The organism is Brucepastera parasyntrophica (assembly GCF_022376835.1).
Lineage (GTDB): Bacteria > Spirochaetota > Spirochaetia > Treponematales > Treponemataceae > Brucepastera > Brucepastera parasyntrophica.
In genome coordinates, this window is sequence record NZ_CP084606.1 from 1,364,525 (window position 1) to 1,379,650 (window position 15,126).

Consider the following 15,126-nt stretch of genomic DNA (forward strand, 5'->3'; position numbering starts at 1 on the left):
AAGGGCTGCAGCTCTTCGAGCTGACTGCTCTGCGGCGGTTTTTATAACAACTTATAAAAACGTTCGTTTTTGTAAGTTCCATGGTATTAAACCCGAGACCAAGTCCACGGGAGAGAAAAATACTCCGCTGCCCAGCGGCGGGGTATTTTACTTTCTCAGGAGTTCGGCCAGTTTTTCGGCGGTAAAGCCGAAATGCGCGCCGAGTTTGCCTGCCGGACCCGATTCTCCAAACCGGTCTATCGAGAAAATATCCTCACGGGAGGCTGTCCAGCCTTCCCAGCCTGTTTTAACTCCGGCTTCAGCAGTTACAATCCGGACAGATCCTTTTTTTCCGCCAATGATACTGTTACGGATAATTTCAGGCTGCGATTCAAACAATTCCTTGCACATAACAGAAATAACGCGGACCTTTTTTTCAGGGACCAGTTTTGCGGCATTGATTGCCATTGAAACTTCCGATCCGGTTGCCAGTATAGTGATTTCGGGTTCGTGTCCGCCTTCAAGGGCGATGTAAGCCCCGCACTCAATGGTATGCCGCCAGTCAGGGTCCGCTTTCGGGAATACCGGAACCGGCTGGCGGGTAAGTATAATACATACGGGTTTATCAGTCTGCGTAAGCGCGATCTTCCATGCGTAAGGAGCTTCTTCCGCGTCACCGGGACGGAGGACCATTACATTCGGAATAATGCGCAGAGAAGCCAGGGTTTCCACCGGCTGGTGCGTCGGGCCGTCCTCGCCGACGTAGATTGAGTCATGTGAAAAAACATAGATTACCGGCTGTTTCATGAGGGCGGAAAGCCTGAGGGCGGGGCGCAGGTAATCGGCAAAAATCAGAAAGGTTGCGCAGTACGCCCGGAACCCGCCGTGCAGCTGGATTCCGTTCGCGGCGGCGGCCATTGCCATTTCCCTGATTCCGAAATGGAAATACCGTCCGTCCCTGCAGTCCTTTCCATATACTCCCGCGCCGTCGATGGTGACCGCGTTCGGAGCTGAAAGGTCGGCTGATCCGCCTACAATATTGGGAAACATCTTCGCATATTCATTCAGCGCGGCGCCCGAAGCTGTTCTGGTCGCAAGAACATCCGGTTCCTTATATTCGGGAAGCTTTACAGCCGGGATTTTCTCCGGATCGATACCGCCGTTCATAAAGTCCTCGTCCCACTGAGCTCTCTTTTCCGGGTTGGCTTTTGACCACGCCTGAAAAGCCGCCTCCCATTTTGCCTGCGCGGCCGCAAAGTCTTCTTTTCTTTCTTCGAAAAAGGCATACGCCTTGGGATCAACATAAAAAAAGGTTTCCGGATCCAGGCCAAGATGTTCCTTTGCCGCGGCAATGCCCTTTTCGCCGATAGGCGCGCCGTGGGCTTTTGAAGAACCGACCACGCATTCGGCACCCTTCCCTATCATTGATTTCAGCATAATGAGCGAGGGACCGCGGCCTTTTTTTGCGCGGTTTACCATATCTTCAATTTCATCATAATTATACATGCTGCCCTGATATACCTGCCAGCCGTAGGCCTCATATCTTTTGGCAATATCTTCGGTAAAGGTCATATCGGTCGGACCATCGATACAAACGCGGTTTTCATCATAAAACACAATCAGCTTATCCAGCTGATAATGACCGGCAAGGCTTGCCGATTCTGATGTTACACCTTCCATTAGACAGCCCTCGCCGACCAGGGCATAGGTATAATGATCTACAATTGTATGTTCCGGAGTATTATATTTTGCGGCAAGCATGGTCTCAGCGATTGCCATTCCGACAGCTGATGAAACTCCCTGGCCAAGCGGACCTGTGGTCATTTCGACGCCGTCCGTCATATCATATTCAGGGTGTCCCGGGCATTTTGAACCTATCTGGCGGAATTCCCTGATATCATCAAGGGAAAGATCATAACCGGAAATATGAAGAATAGAATATAAAAACATAGAGCCGTGTCCGGCAGACAATACAAAGCGGTCGCGGTCGGCCCAGGCCGGGTCCGCAGGATTATGCTTGAGGATTTTTCCGTACAGAATTGCAGCAAGCTCCGCAGCGCCGAGAGGAAGCCCCGGATGCCCTGACTTTGCCTTTTCAATTGCATCCATTGACAGGCTTCTGATAGACAGAGCTACTGCATCAAGTGTGTTCATTAGTGTCTCCTGTTTTTTATTCGTGGCGAGGGTTTGACACCTCGCTGCTCGGCGGCGTTTTTTTATAAAACACCCATACAAATTTTAGTTTTTATAGGTTCCATGGTATTAACACCTGCGACCAATTCCTCGGGAGAACGAAATACCTCGCTGCTCCGCGGCGAGGCATTTTATTGTAAATACTGTTTAACTGCCGCAGTCAGCTCTTTAATACCGGGCTTTAATGCCAGAATTTCACGAAATTGGTCCTGCTGAAACAGGTATGAAAGATTAGATAACACATTTAAATGATTTTTGGAACCATCTGAAAGTATTATAAAAAGATTATTTACCGGCACCCCATCCATAGCATTAAAATCGATCTCATTTTCCAGATAACAGACAAAAATACGTTCATCCTTTTCACCGGAAATAAGCGGAACCCGCGGGTGCGGCAGGGCAATACCGAAACCGACCGACGTAGTCATTAATTCTTCTCTCTCATATAATCCGGTAAAAAACTCCTGTCTGTCAATGCCCGGGGCAGGTTTATTATGTCGGCAGCAGCCTGAAAAACGTCCCGCATATTTTTTCCCGGTATATCGGGATATACGCCTCCTGCAATAAGCATCCCGATAATCTTGTCAGATTTATTCATCAATAAATTCCTTTTTTGTAAGCGTGAATTTCTTTTTCTGCAATTCGGGGCAAATGTTCCGGATTGCTGTTTTTGTTTCAAAAAAACTTTCTTCCATACCCTCTATTGATAACCATAAAGAATCCATATCCTCTTCCGTATTCCTGGAAGAAAAACCCAGCGTTTCCAGCGCGGAAACAGCATGGGACAGAATCTGCCCCAGGATTATTGCTCCCTGATCCGGTATCTGGCCCGGAAGAATATCATTTTCCGCAAGCTCCAGGATAAAACCTGTCAGAGCCGAGTGCAGGGTAATAAACCTGTTGCGCAGCGCACCAGTCTCCCTGTCCGCGAACCAGTTATATCCGGCTTCGAGTTTTTTGAAACGGTGCGTAATGGTCCGTTCAATATAAGAGACATGGAGTATACTGACATGATTTTGAACGGGAATCAATCTGTTCATGAGCTGTTCCGTGTCATCTTCTTTTAAGAAAAGCGCATCATAAATATAAATATCTGCCAGGATTTCAGAGAGGGGCAGTCCGAGCTGCGCAAAAACATTATCCAGCAGGGTCGGCCGGGAAGAAACAATGGCCATATTCCAGCTTTTCTGCGAAGGGATTTCCGTATCCGCAAACCAGAGCCGCGTTTCGACGCCAAAGGGGGCTAATGCGGCCTTTTCTGTTTTTTGCAGAAATTCCTGCACGGGAAGCGCATTTTCAGTGAATAAAGTATCCTGCCCGAGAAAATAGGCAAAAGCAAGCTGTTCATCAATAGTTCCGGACGGACCCGCCAGCGTAAAGGCATCCAGCAAACTGTTTTCAAAATCGTACTGCCATTTTTTTCGGGCTGTTTCTCTCGAAGGATTATCCGGCAGAACGGAAAGTGAAAAGAGGCAGTTCCGCCAGTCAAGGACCTTTGCCTGAATACTGTCGCCCGGTTTAAATCCCGAACGCCAGTATATTTTTTTCATATCAATGGCATTTATCTGAAAAGACGGAGGCGCATCATAATCAAATTCGGAAAAGATATGCATATTTTCTTCATTATCAAGGGCAAGATACTGTGAAGTATATTCTTCACCGAATAACTGATAGAGGGGATAAACTTCCGGTGCGGTGGCGCCGGTCAGAATGAAAGAAAGCCTTTTCCCTTCGAATTCAAACAGATATTCCTGGGGAAGCTTTCCGGGATTGGAAAATGGGACAAAACGTGATCCCGGAATCAGGATTCCTGCGGCAATCTCGGACCGTGAAGGTGTTATTATAAGCGTTTTCCCCGTGAATAACCCCGCCCGCGTGATCCACAGGGCATCTTTTTCCTCACAATCGGGCCTTATATAGGCCAGCTGGTTATACAGCAGGAATTCCGATAACTCTTCATGCATGAGATCCGTCTGGGATAAATGAAGAAAGGAAGACAGATCCCTGAGCGTAAACGGCGTTAACCGGGTTTCGAGAAAATACATGAGTTTTTTTTCGGAAAAATCTTTCATGTATCATAACTATATCACCTTTTTTAAAAGGAATCAGCAGTTATATACAGGATACAGCGCATAATACAGTGCATTGGTTCTTACATTTGTATCAAAATGACACAACAAACAAGGCTATTTTGATACAAGCAGCCATTTTGGAACAAAAAAGAAATCTTCAAATATTCTTTTTTCAAAATATCCTGTACGCCATATTATTTAAATCATTGCAATATAATGATTTAGAAAACACCTCAAAGCGTTGTAAAAGTTGGCACAAATTTTGCTCTATAATAAATAAGACTGAATCTGATTCACATGAATCAGAAAAATGTCAAATAGATATAAAATATTCCTCCGCGAAGCGGCGGAATATTTTTCTCTCCCGTGGAATTGGACTCGGGTTTAATACCATGGAACTTATAAAAAACGCAGCAGCGCAGCGGGGGATTAAACCCTCGCCTCGAATAAAACAAAAATTGTGGAGGGAACTTATGAACAACACACTGAGTCTTTTTAATCCGGTATTTTCGTCGGATGTCTTCGATGCACTCGACAAGGGAATGAGCTTATTTGCTCCTGTTTCTCCTAATACATTTACAGTCCCGCGTGTCGATGTGCGTGAAACGGAAAACGCATATATACTGGATATGGATCTTCCCGGATTTGCCGAGAAAGATATTGAAGTTCACCTGAAGGACAGAATTCTGACAATTCAGTCATCAAAGAATGAATCAGGGGAAGATAAGAAAAAAGAAGATGGCGTTGAATACCTGGTCAGGGAACGCCATACCGCAAGTTTTGCCCGCAGATTTACGTTACCGGCAGATATTGACGCTGAATCTGTTGAGGCAAAATTCAAAAACGGAGTGCTCACTGTGAACATTCCGCGCAAACCGGAAACAAGGCCCCGGGCAATTGAGGTTAAGGCAACATAGTTTTCTTTTCCGGGGCAAAGGGCGGCAGATTTTTCTGCCGCCCTTTTTTTACCATGAAAGGCGGTATAACTTGCAGGGAAGGGCATAAAATAGTACACTCCTTATACTATGGATTCATCCGAAGTTAAACAGAACACTGTACAGGCCCCGGAACAGAGCGGAACCCGTTTTCTTCCCGTTATTACAGGCATTTTTGTCGGGGTACTGATTCTTTCGAATATTCTTGCATCCAAAATGATACAGCTGGGACCCTTTGTTTTTGACGGAGGAACGCTTATTTTTCCGCTTTCCTATATCTTTGGAGATGTCCTCACGGAAGTATACGGATACAGGGCCTCCCGGAAGGTTATATGGACCGGTTTTTTTATGCTCATTCTGATGGCATTCAATATCTGGCTGATCGGTTTGCTTCCCGCAGAACCCGGCTGGACGCTGCAAAATGATTACCGGAATATTTTAATGCAAATGCCCCGCATTGTTCTGGCGAGTATTACGGGATATTTTGTCGGGGAGTTTTCCAATTCGGTTGTTTTATCAAAGATGAAAGTTATGCTCGGCGGCAAACACTTGTGGATGAGGACTATAGGATCAACACTTGTCGGGGAATTTCTTGACAGCTTTCTGTTTGTGGCCATTGCATTTCTGGGGATGTATCCTGTAAAAATCCTTGCTGTTATGGCTTTTTCAAATTATATATTCAAGACAGCAATTGAGGTTCTTTTTACGCCGTTTACATATTTGATAGTAGGCTTTGTAAAACGGAAAGAAAAAACAGATGTGTATGATTATAATGTAAAATACACGCCGATTTAGTTCCACGCAAAAAATACCGATATGTATTAGGGATATGCTTTGTTATTACTATATTAATGGAGTGAAAAATAAATTACCGGAAACACGGGAAAAGCCGTATTTTTATGGTGAAATACAGTATCGGGATTTTCCGTAATAGAATCATTTAAGGAAATGTCTTTTCTAAAACTTGATAAGTAGGTATAATTAATAATATATGGGGAAAGTATTCGTTTTTGTAAACCAAAAAGGCGGCGTAGGCAAAACAACTTCCGCAATAAATATTGGGGCTTATATAGCTCTCAGCGGGAAAAAAACCCTTTTGGTTGATTTTGACTCTCAGGCAAATATGACTTCGGGAATCGGTCTCGCCCGGCAAAAACCCACTGTCTATGATCTGATCGCCGGCAAGGCTTCTCTGGATCAGGTCATACAAAAGTCCATTATTCCCGGACTTGACGTTATCCCTGCTTCAATTGATTTATCAGGGGCTGCTATAGAACTGGTTGATCAGAAAAACCGTGAATTTTTCCTGAAAAATGCACTCGCTCCAAAAAGAGATTTTTATGACTATATTCTGATTGATTGCCCGCCATCTCTCGGGATACTTACACTGAATGGTCTTGTTGCCGCGGACGAGGTTCTTATTCCCCTGCAGTGCGAATATTTTGCGCTTGAAGGACTTACACTGCTTTTGCAGACAGTAAAGCGGGTCCAGAAAACGCTGAACCAGTCGCTTGATATAGGCGGAATATTTTTCACTATGTATGATTCCCGGACCCGCCTTGCCCAGGATGTGGTGCGGCAGGTAAAGGCTTATTTCAAGGACCGCGTTTTTAATACAATCATTCCCCGCAATGTCAGACTTTCTGAAGCGCCTTCTCATGGTTTGCCTATTTGCAAATATGATAATCTTTGCATAGGCGCCCGGAGTTATGAACAATTGTCAAAAGAGGTTATAGAACGTGGCTAAAAAAGGCGGTTTGGGACGAGGTGTCGAGGCCCTGCTTGGAAGTGATATTGAGCAGGATGAAGCGGTTACCGTAAATGTTAAAAAATCCGAATCATCAAACAAACAGACGTCCGAGTTTTTTGTTGAAGTATCGCAGCTGAAGCCGAACCCGCACCAGCCGCGAAGGGAATTTGATGAAGAGGCACTTTCCGAGCTTGCCGATTCCATTCGCGAACACGGCATTATCCAGCCTATTATTGTTGAAGAAACGGGCGACGGCGGATCATATTATATTATAGCTGGAGAGAGAAGGACGCGGGCAGCGCGTATAGCGGGGCTTACAAAGGTACCTGTTATCCGGCGCAGATTTTCAGAAGAACGAAAACTCGAAATTGCCCTTATTGAAAATATACAGCGTGAAGATTTAAACCCGATTGAAGAAGCCCAGGCGTACCGTGACTTGATGACTCTCGGGAACCTTAATCAGGAGGAAGTTGCTTCCCGCGTCGGGAAAAACCGCTCGACAGTCGCGAACGCACTCCGCCTGCTTAAACTTCCGGAAGATATGCTTTCCGCCCTTTCGTCAGGGGTTATCACTCCTGGACATGCCCGCGCGCTTCTTTCAGTTCTGAATCCTTCTGATCAGAGAGTTTTATTCGGACGTATTACCGACAACGGGCTTTCAGTGCGTGATACAGAGCGGATGGCCGCAGAATTAAACAAGGGCGCGCGGTCAGGAAAAAAATCGGAATCTGCGTCCGCCAAACCGGGCAAAGCGCAGGAAATCAGGGATATTGAACAGAAATTCATAGACACCCTGGGAACAAAGGTTTCCGTTAAAGGGACTCTTGATCATGGCTTTGTCGAAATCGCATATTTCTCGAGAGATGACCTCGACAGAATTTACGAAATCATCGGAAAAAAATAATACTTCTGTCTGCAGGACGTCAGAACCTGATTCCTGTACCTACTCAAAAAGCTTTACAGTCTGCGGATGATAAATTCACGTTCAGGATTTTTTTCATATAACTCTTTGCGTTTTTTTTCTTTATTATGCAAAACTTCCTGGCAGCGTATTTTCTTTTCATTTTTGGATGGTGTACGGCGCTTCCATATGCCATCCGGCATAAGATAATGGGCCTTGGTATTATCCTGAAAATAAAGACGGAGAATTTCGCATATATTCTTTTTTATGTTCTCCTGCAAAATGGGGAACATGAGTTCGACCCGTCGATCGAGATTCCGGGGCATCCAGTCAGCGCTGGAAAGATATAACTCATCGGACCCGCCGTTTGAAAACCAGAAAATCCTGGTATGTTCCAGATAGCGGTCAATAATGCTGACTACGCTGATATATTCACTCATGCCGGGGACTCCGGGAACAAGCATACAGATACCGCGGACATTCAGCTGTATAATTACACCGGCCCGGCTGGCTTTGTACAAAGCTTCGATAATATCCGGATCAGCGAGAGAATTCATTTTTGCCATAATATGTCCGGGATTTTCCGAGGTTGTCCGTTCAATTTCCCGTTCAATAAGGGCCAGGAGCCGGGGTTTAAGATCAAGAGGGGCTACAGCCAGACGCCGGGTGTTCAGAATGGCGGAATAGCCGGATATCATATTGAAAAAAGCGTCGCATCATTTGTAATATCTTCATTTGTAGTAAACAGGGACATATCAACATAAAGACGGGCTGTTTTGTCATTAAAATTTCCGGTCGATAAATATACATACCGGGAAATGCCTCCCGCCTTCCGGCGTACTACAAGCAGGAGTTTTGCATGGACTTTGATTTTGGCAATTCCGTATACAACTATAACGCCTGCCTTTTCAAGACGGTATGCCCAGGAAATATTCCGTTCCTCATCGAACCGCGCTTTCAGTTCCACAAAAACCGTAACATGCTTTCCGGAACGGGCCGCCCTTTCAAGGGTCCGGATTATCGGGGAATCCCCGCTTGTGCGGTATAATGTTATTTTTATCGCCAATACAGAGGGATCATCAGCCGCATCATTTATAAAGCGGATAACCGGGTCATACTTCTGATACGGAACATGGAGCAGGAGATCGGTACAGTCCAGTGTATCCCACAGAGGCGTGTCGGAAGGAAAATCAACGGGCCAATAATGCTCCCAGACCGGATACCGTAAACGGTCAAGGCCTTCACTGTTGACCAGTTCGTTCAGTGTAGAAAAATCTATGGGCGGGGGAACCTGATAGATTTCAGCTTCAGTCAGGTCCATTCCTGTTTTTAAATAAGACAGAATAGTGGGGCTGTTTCCGGTACATATCATCCGCACCGGAAAAGAAGAAAGCCTGGCAGACAGAATTTCCTGGATCGCTTCGATAAAATCATCGTCACGGTCTTCATCTACAGCGGAATCGGCGTCACGGGTCACTTTGAAGAGCAGGGTTTCCTCCACGCTGAAACCGGGAAAAAGGCACTGCCCGAAAGTTCGTACAACATCATCGAGCAGGGTAAACAGCCTGCGCTCGCCATTATCGGGGAGCCATACTATACGTGAAATGCTGGCAGGGATCTGGACTATTGAAATCGTGGGCAGTTCTTTTGTTTCATCAGTAACAATACCCGATTTTTCCAGATATTCTGATGCGGCCTCAGCATCCTTTTTGAGCAGAAAGGCGGCATGCAGGCGGAGATTTCCAATACTCGGAAAAACATCTTTTTCCCCGGTCCGGAGGGGCGTGAGGAGAGGCAGAACATTCGATATAAAAAACGCTTTCAGAAACTGGAGCTGCGCCGGCGTATAATCAGACGGCTTAACATAGGAAACCCCTCCGCATCGAGGCCGGGAAGAATATCCCCAAGCAGATATTCATACTGTTTGTCGAGAATTTCATGGACCCGCCTGGCTATCTGTTCAAGCTGTTCTTTCAGGGTTATTCCGGTTATATCCCTTTTTTCAGGGGTTCTCACAAATTGGGCTTTTAAGCCCGCTACCCTGACCATAAAAAATTCGTCAAAATTTGATGAAACAATAGAAAGGAATCTCAGGCGTTCGAGAAGCGGCACATCAGGCTGTCCGACTTCATCAAGAACACGGGCATTGAATTCTACCCAGGATAATTCGCGGTTGATAAATCTGTTTTCAGTTTTTTTCATTTCAAATCCTCTAGCTCAGTGACACATTATATCCGAAAACATTTTCAAATAAATCCCCCTTCTCTTCCAGAGAAAGTCTTTCAAGAGTCACATCATGCGTACCGGCGGCACGTAAAAAAACCGTATCGCCTGTCAGCTGTATATCAAAATCCTTGATATGCTGGGAATGTCCGCAATCAAGCGCTTCGGCGATACGGAGCAGGGACGCAAGTTTCAGTACCATAGTACGTTCGTTTCTGGGAAGCGACATATAAGCGGCATGGTCAGGGCTGGGAATTTCGGAACGGTGATACCGCACAACATTTGAAATGATATTCATATCATCTTTATTTAATCCGAAAATATCGGAATGGGAAACAATATACTGGCTGTGAATATGATGGTCACTCGCCCGTATAAAATTGCCCACGTCATGCAGAATAGAAGCTATTTCCAGCAAAAGCCGCGCATGCCGGTCAAGCCCGAGCTCGCTTTCAAGACTGTCAAACAGCTTCAGAGAAAGTTTTGTTACATACCGGGAATGGGCTTCATCAAAGAGAAACTTCCGGGCAAGATTGAGGGCCGAATCCACTATCAGCACATAAAATTCTTCCCTGACAGCGTCATCCGATCCTGACAGCTGTGAAATTATTACTCCTTCCCGGATGGAGAAAAAGGGTACAACTACAATATCTGCGGAAGTCAGTTCCAGACAATACTGGTATGCAAGCAGGCCGGGGACCAGGCTTTCCGCGTCTGAATAGCTTATTTTAAACCGCTGCACCAGCTCTTCCACGGAAAACAAACTGAGCTGTTCTATAAAAGCGAAAAAATTCGTACGGGTTATTTCAGCATAGGGACCGTTCCCCTTCGTTCCCACGGTTTTCGCCGCGAGGCGGGCGTCGCCGCCGATCGCAATAAGCTGGTTCACCAGATCAAAGCGGAGTTCCTTGTTCAGGTTTTCGGCCGTAGTCCTGATATAATCGGACAGAAAACGCCTCATATCTTTTTCAGAACCCATCAGCGCCCGGGTTTGCTGTTCAATAATAACAGTCCCCATGCGGAAGCTGTGGGCCGCAACCATCTTGCCTTTTTTCAGCAGCATTATTTCAGTTGATCCGCCGCCGACATCCATAATAATAGAATTTGTTTTGGACAATTTCATCGGAGCGTCGCTGAGGGCATAGTCAACAACCAGATACATAAGCCGGTTTTCTTCGATCCCGTCTATAACTTTTATACGGAAACCGGTTTTTACCGCGACGCGGTCAACAACGGAGTCACGGTTCCTGGCTTCCCGTATTGCGCTGGTTGCAACAACAGTAACCTGTTCACAGGACATGCCCCAGCCCGCCAGCATTTCCTTATAGCGGTTAAGGATCGCGATACACTGCATCAGCGATTCCCGGGAAATAATCCCGGTTGTAAAGACATCTCTGCCCAGGGGAAGTGCGCGTTCGGCGCGGTCAATTACCAGCCAGGTCGCATCTCCGGTTACCTCAACCACCAGGAGACGTATACCGGTTGCGCCAATTTCGATTACCGCTTCAAGTCTGCGATTGTTCTGATCACTCATATCCTTATAATTTATCTATCAGCATTGAACACTTTCCGGAAGGAATGGGAAGCGTCTTCTTCTTTTGCCCCAGAATATTAATGGTAAAATAATAGAGCTTTTCACTTTCCATGTGAATCTCCCAGCCCCGCTGGCTCTTATTGGAAAGAATAGTTATCAGATTTCTCTTGAGACTGAGATTTTCAATTCCCATGACTTCAAGATTCGGAATAATCCAGTCAACAGTTTTACGCGGCAGACTTATGGATAACCCTATGATGTTTTCGATCATGAGCGCTATGGTTGAAAGCCCGGCATACGGAAGGTACTGTTTCCGGGGAAACCCTTCCTTTCCGGGCCAGTGGGAAGGACCTTCTTTCTGGGGCATGTAAGCCTCCCACAAAAAACCCTTATTATGCTCCCCGTTCGGGGAAAGGGCGTCAAGGACATAATACAGGTGCCTTATAGCGCATTCGCGGGCAAGGTCATAACGCTGGTATTTTTCAAGTCCCTTAATAACCATAAAATTGAAATGAGGGAAAACGCTTCCGCGGTATCCCATTCCGCGTTCATCGTATTCGGGATCGTCAGCGGAAAGGCTGGGAAAGGGATGGTCCACACCGAATGTCTGTGGATTATGAAGATGGGATATAAGTTTTTCCGCCTTGTCTTCATTCGGAATTTCAGCAAGGAGGGGCCAGAACCCGGCAATTGTTTTTTGCGGCAAACGGTTTTCATGTTCATCAATATCGTGATAAAAACCGGTATTCGGATCCCACATCAGTGAATTAATCCTCGTTTTAAGGGAAAAATACATCCGTTTATACTGAAAACCCAGGTCGCGATCGTTAAGAATATCACCCAGCGCAGACATATACAGAGCATTCACCGCAAGGGCGGTATTAAAATCAACCAGATACGCGGCCTTTTTCCGGGGAGAATTTGTCATTGTCGTGGCGCTGAGAGGAACCTTATACAGCCCGTTTTCCTTTTTGAAAGTCGCGTCGACCCAGTTCATATACTTTTGCAGAACGGGCATAATATCTTTAATGCGTTTTTTGTTCGCCGATTTGTGAAACAGATTGAATTCCGCCCAGGCAAAAAGGGGCAGCCCTATTCCCTCCGGATTATCCTTTGTAAGAATGGGGTCCCCCGTCAGCAGATTGTATTTCCAGCGGATGGCGCCGTTTTCTTCCTGGTGTTCATAAAAAAAATCGAGGCTCTGGTTTGACTGGTAATTCCGGTTGGAGTAGACAAAAAAGAAGGAGGAGAAAATTGTTTCGTATTGGTTAATTGTCATTTCTTCACCGTCAGGATAAATGAAATAACCTTCCGGAGAGAGCCCCTTGACATCTGGCGTAATCCAGTAATCCTGAATCCAGGCCCAGCTTCTGTCGTAAATATCGACAAAATCTTGGTCGTAAAAATGAACCTTGGGGAAGTCTCTCTTGTTCACATTTGCTCCTTCATGATATTTTAAATCACCGCTGTAATTTTTAAGTATATCATATATTTGCAAAAAATTATATACTTTTGACGTAAAAAATTGCCGCGGAGGGCAATATGGTCAAATAATTCAGATTATTTGACCATATCCGATTGCGAGTATTTCTGATGCAAGGAATTAACTAATTCTTTACATCAGAAACGTAAAGTAAAGGTGTATAATGTATCAGTCACATGTATTTCTTGAAGTCCGGATTCTGTTTCCGGCCATGGAAAAAGCCTTTTGTTCCTGCAAATTGGGGGAAAAAGCCGGGACCTGTCCGTATGCCGCCGGGAAGATAATGCGGTTCTCAAAATAAACGCCCAGGCTGTCAGAAGGGCCTACACACTGGCCCATGCCCTCGACTGTGAACTGCTCGGGCAGGCCCCCTATGAACGTCCGGCCGGGGCCCCTGACCTGCCTGAAAAATTTGCCCTCTCAGGAGCTTCAGTAAAGATTGCTGTCAACGGTTTTATGGATATAGAATTCCACCGCAGAAAAAAACGGATACCTGTTACGGAAGTACGCATTGAAGAAGATGCCGGGAGGCTGACACACAGCGAAGGCAAGGCAAAAATGGATTATTCCTACGCCGGGGCCCCCAGTATCCGCATCCGTACCGGCGCCAGTTTTGAGTTGGGAGAAGAGGCGGAAATCTTTTTATCTGAACTGAGGCGCCGGATTCAGTATATGGGAATACTTAAGGGTGTTCTGCCTGAAAATGTGATCCGCTGCAATGCCTATGTATCTCTGGCAAGTTATCCGGATGAACCCGGTTATTATGTTAAACTCCGCAACCTGAATTCCTTCAACTTTGTACGGAAGGCCATAAACGCGGAGCTTCACCGCCAGGAAAATATTCTTTCTTCCGGGGGAAAGGTTGTTTCGGAAAGCAGAATCTGGAATGAAAGACAGGGACAAACCGAATTTTACCAGCCGAGGGAATCAGTTTCCAATCTGGAAGTTTTTCCGATAGCAGGGGCTCCCGCCTTTAAATGTCCGCCCGCACTGCTTGCCGAGCTGCGGGCGTCGGCAATCGAACACCCTTCGGAACGGCAAAACCGGCTGATTGAAACCTGGGGCCTGTCCAGGAACAGGGCGGAGTTTATCTGCGATGAAAAAACCCGGGCGGATTTTTTCGAGGAAACGATCACGTTCGGAGCGGACGCAATGGAAACCGCTCACTGGCTCATGGCCGATGTTACCGGCATTTTGAGGAAAGAGGGAAAATCCATCCAGCATTCACCCCTGTCGCCGCGCAGATTTGCGGCCATTCTCGCAATGTATAACAACCGTGTAATTAACAGCACAACAGCGCGGCACCTTATAACTGCGGTCATAGAAACCGACCGGGACCCCGGCGCATTGCTGCAGGAAAATAACTGGCGGCAGATTACCGACCCGGAGCAGTTGGGTATATTGGTGCGGAAAACAATTCAGGAAAATGAACCTGAAGTTAAAAGGCTGAAAGACGCCGAAATGGGGCCGCTCGAATTTCTGACCGGCCTCATTATGAAAAAAACACGCGGGCTGGCCGATCCGACTGTTGTGAAAACCCTTTTAAAACAGGAACTGCAAATAAGTATTGTATATGTTCTGGCAATGGGCGGGACTATTTCAGGCAATGTTGACAACGGCGAGGTTTCGGCAGGAGATACGGAAGTTCTAAAAACAATGGTTTCACCGGAACTTTCCCGGCATATCAGATTTGAACGGGTAACTTCACACAGTCTCTTAAGCGAGGAAATCCAGCCGGCGGACTGGGCAGCCCTGATCTATGCTATAGCGTCAAAAATTTCATCTGATACGGCAAACGGTATTGTAATCACACACGGGACCGACACACTGGCCTATACGGCGGCCCTTATATACTGGCTGTTTGCGGATACTCCGGTCCCGATAATTTTTACGGCTTCAAATACGCCCCCGGAAACTAAAGGACAAAACGAAATGCCGGATGAAGCCCGTGAAAATCTCAACAGGGCGATAGTACTTGCGCAGGAGAAAAAAAGGGAATATATGTTGTTTTCGGGGAACGGACCCTGTCCCCGCTTAATCTGAAATTTCTGAGGCC

The 15,126-nt window shown here is 46.2% G+C and carries 14 protein-coding genes; 5 read left to right on the plus strand and 9 right to left on the minus strand.

The features are described 5' to 3' along the window. Positions 1-147: 147 nt before the first annotated feature. The 4 genes from tkt to K7I13_RS06500 all read right to left on the minus strand — a co-directional run bounded on the left by tkt (position 148) and on the right by K7I13_RS06500 (position 4,244). Entirely contained in the window at positions 148-2,133 is a 1,986-nt protein-coding gene (gene tkt, locus K7I13_RS06485; RefSeq protein ID WP_255948878.1) for a transketolase, read from the minus strand. A 170-nt stretch (positions 2,134-2,303) separates the two neighbouring features. Next, positions 2,304-2,600: a PTS sugar transporter subunit IIA gene (locus tag K7I13_RS06490; protein ID WP_255948880.1), complete on the minus strand. Its 297-nt coding sequence runs from the start codon at positions 2,598-2,600 to the stop codon at positions 2,304-2,306. Next, a complete protein-coding gene (locus tag K7I13_RS06495) occupies positions 2,600-2,770 on the minus strand; it encodes a hypothetical protein (protein WP_255948882.1) in 171 nt (56 codons plus the stop codon). The genes K7I13_RS06490 and K7I13_RS06495 overlap by 1 nt, the downstream gene beginning before the upstream one ends. Continuing rightward, entirely contained in the window at positions 2,763-4,244 is a 1,482-nt protein-coding gene (locus K7I13_RS06500) for a hypothetical protein (protein ID WP_255948884.1), read from the minus strand. The genes K7I13_RS06495 and K7I13_RS06500 overlap by 8 nt, the downstream gene beginning before the upstream one ends. A gap of 473 nt (positions 4,245-4,717) precedes the next feature. Here K7I13_RS06500 and K7I13_RS06505 point away from each other — a divergent pair, with 473 nt between their 5' ends. From K7I13_RS06505 to K7I13_RS06520, 4 genes are all read left to right on the plus strand, one after another. Further along, complete coding sequence (locus K7I13_RS06505) at positions 4,718-5,161, plus strand: Hsp20/alpha crystallin family protein (protein ID WP_255948886.1); 444 nt, start codon at positions 4,718-4,720, stop codon at positions 5,159-5,161. 108 nt (positions 5,162-5,269) lie between these two features. Beyond that, positions 5,270-5,974 carry a queuosine precursor transporter gene (locus K7I13_RS06510; protein ID WP_255948888.1) on the plus strand — a complete coding sequence of 235 codons (705 nt, stop codon included), beginning with the start codon at positions 5,270-5,272 and terminating at the stop codon, positions 5,972-5,974. Between the two features lie 196 nt (positions 5,975-6,170). Continuing rightward, positions 6,171-6,926 carry a ParA family protein gene (locus K7I13_RS06515; RefSeq protein WP_255948890.1) on the plus strand — a complete coding sequence of 252 codons (756 nt, stop codon included), beginning with the start codon at positions 6,171-6,173 and terminating at the stop codon, positions 6,924-6,926. Beyond that, on the plus strand, positions 6,919-7,833 hold the full coding sequence (locus tag K7I13_RS06520) for a ParB/RepB/Spo0J family partition protein (RefSeq protein WP_255948892.1): 915 nt from the start codon (positions 6,919-6,921) through the stop codon (positions 7,831-7,833). The genes K7I13_RS06515 and K7I13_RS06520 overlap by 8 nt, the downstream gene beginning before the upstream one ends. A 53-nt stretch (positions 7,834-7,886) precedes the next feature. Here K7I13_RS06520 and K7I13_RS06525 read toward each other — a convergent pair whose 3' ends face one another. Genes K7I13_RS06525 through K7I13_RS06545 form a run of 5 tightly spaced genes read right to left on the minus strand, consistent with a single transcriptional unit; the run spans position 7,887 to position 13,022 of the window. Beyond that, entirely contained in the window at positions 7,887-8,528 is a 642-nt protein-coding gene (locus tag K7I13_RS06525; protein ID WP_255948894.1) for a polyphosphate kinase, read from the minus strand. Further along, positions 8,525-9,745 (minus strand): polyphosphate kinase, encoded by a 1,221-nt coding sequence (locus K7I13_RS06530; protein ID WP_369413730.1) that lies wholly within the window; start codon positions 9,743-9,745, stop codon positions 8,525-8,527. Before K7I13_RS06530 ends, K7I13_RS06525 begins: the two co-directional genes overlap by 4 nt. After that, positions 9,652-10,032 carry a hypothetical protein gene (locus tag K7I13_RS06535; RefSeq protein WP_255948896.1) on the minus strand — a complete coding sequence of 127 codons (381 nt, stop codon included), beginning with the start codon at positions 10,030-10,032 and terminating at the stop codon, positions 9,652-9,654. The genes K7I13_RS06530 and K7I13_RS06535 overlap by 94 nt, the downstream gene beginning before the upstream one ends. Positions 10,033-10,042: 10 nt before the next feature. Continuing rightward, complete coding sequence (locus K7I13_RS06540; RefSeq protein WP_255948898.1) at positions 10,043-11,587, minus strand: Ppx/GppA phosphatase family protein; 1,545 nt, start codon at positions 11,585-11,587, stop codon at positions 10,043-10,045. Positions 11,588-11,591: 4 nt separating this feature from the next. Next, positions 11,592-13,022, minus strand: coding sequence for an MGH1-like glycoside hydrolase domain-containing protein (locus K7I13_RS06545; protein WP_255948900.1), 1,431 nt, complete (start codon positions 13,020-13,022; stop codon positions 11,592-11,594). 273 nt (positions 13,023-13,295) lie between these two features. Between K7I13_RS06545 and K7I13_RS06550 the strand changes: the two genes are divergently transcribed. Beyond that, the gene (locus tag K7I13_RS06550) at positions 13,296-15,113 is read left to right on the plus strand and encodes an asparaginase domain-containing protein (protein ID WP_255948902.1); all 1,818 of its coding nucleotides are present in this window, start codon (positions 13,296-13,298) and stop codon (positions 15,111-15,113) included. Positions 15,114-15,126 lie beyond the last annotated feature (13 nt).

What these genes read in the sequence shown, in the direction of transcription:
- K7I13_RS06540 (WP_255948898.1), bottom strand. Translation starts at nt 11,587, where the DNA reads ATGAGTGATCAGAACAATCGCAGACTTGAAGCGGTAATCGAAATTGGC.
- K7I13_RS06510 (WP_255948888.1), top strand. Translation starts at nt 5,270, where the DNA reads ATGGATTCATCCGAAGTTAAACAGAACACTGTACAGGCCCCGGAACAG.
- K7I13_RS06500 (WP_255948884.1), bottom strand. Translation starts at nt 4,244, where the DNA reads ATGAAAGATTTTTCCGAAAAAAAACTCATGTATTTTCTCGAAACCCGG.
- K7I13_RS06505 (WP_255948886.1), top strand. Translation starts at nt 4,718, where the DNA reads ATGAACAACACACTGAGTCTTTTTAATCCGGTATTTTCGTCGGATGTC.
- K7I13_RS06490 (WP_255948880.1), bottom strand. Translation starts at nt 2,600, where the DNA reads ATGACTACGTCGGTCGGTTTCGGTATTGCCCTGCCGCACCCGCGGGTT.
- K7I13_RS06525 (WP_255948894.1), bottom strand. Translation starts at nt 8,528, where the DNA reads ATGATATCCGGCTATTCCGCCATTCTGAACACCCGGCGTCTGGCTGTA.
- K7I13_RS06535 (WP_255948896.1), bottom strand. Translation starts at nt 10,032, where the DNA reads ATGAAAAAAACTGAAAACAGATTTATCAACCGCGAATTATCCTGGGTA.
- K7I13_RS06515 (WP_255948890.1), top strand. Translation starts at nt 6,171, where the DNA reads ATGGGGAAAGTATTCGTTTTTGTAAACCAAAAAGGCGGCGTAGGCAAA.
- tkt (WP_255948878.1), bottom strand. Translation starts at nt 2,133, where the DNA reads ATGAACACACTTGATGCAGTAGCTCTGTCTATCAGAAGCCTGTCAATG.
- K7I13_RS06495 (WP_255948882.1), bottom strand. Translation starts at nt 2,770, where the DNA reads ATGAATAAATCTGACAAGATTATCGGGATGCTTATTGCAGGAGGCGTA.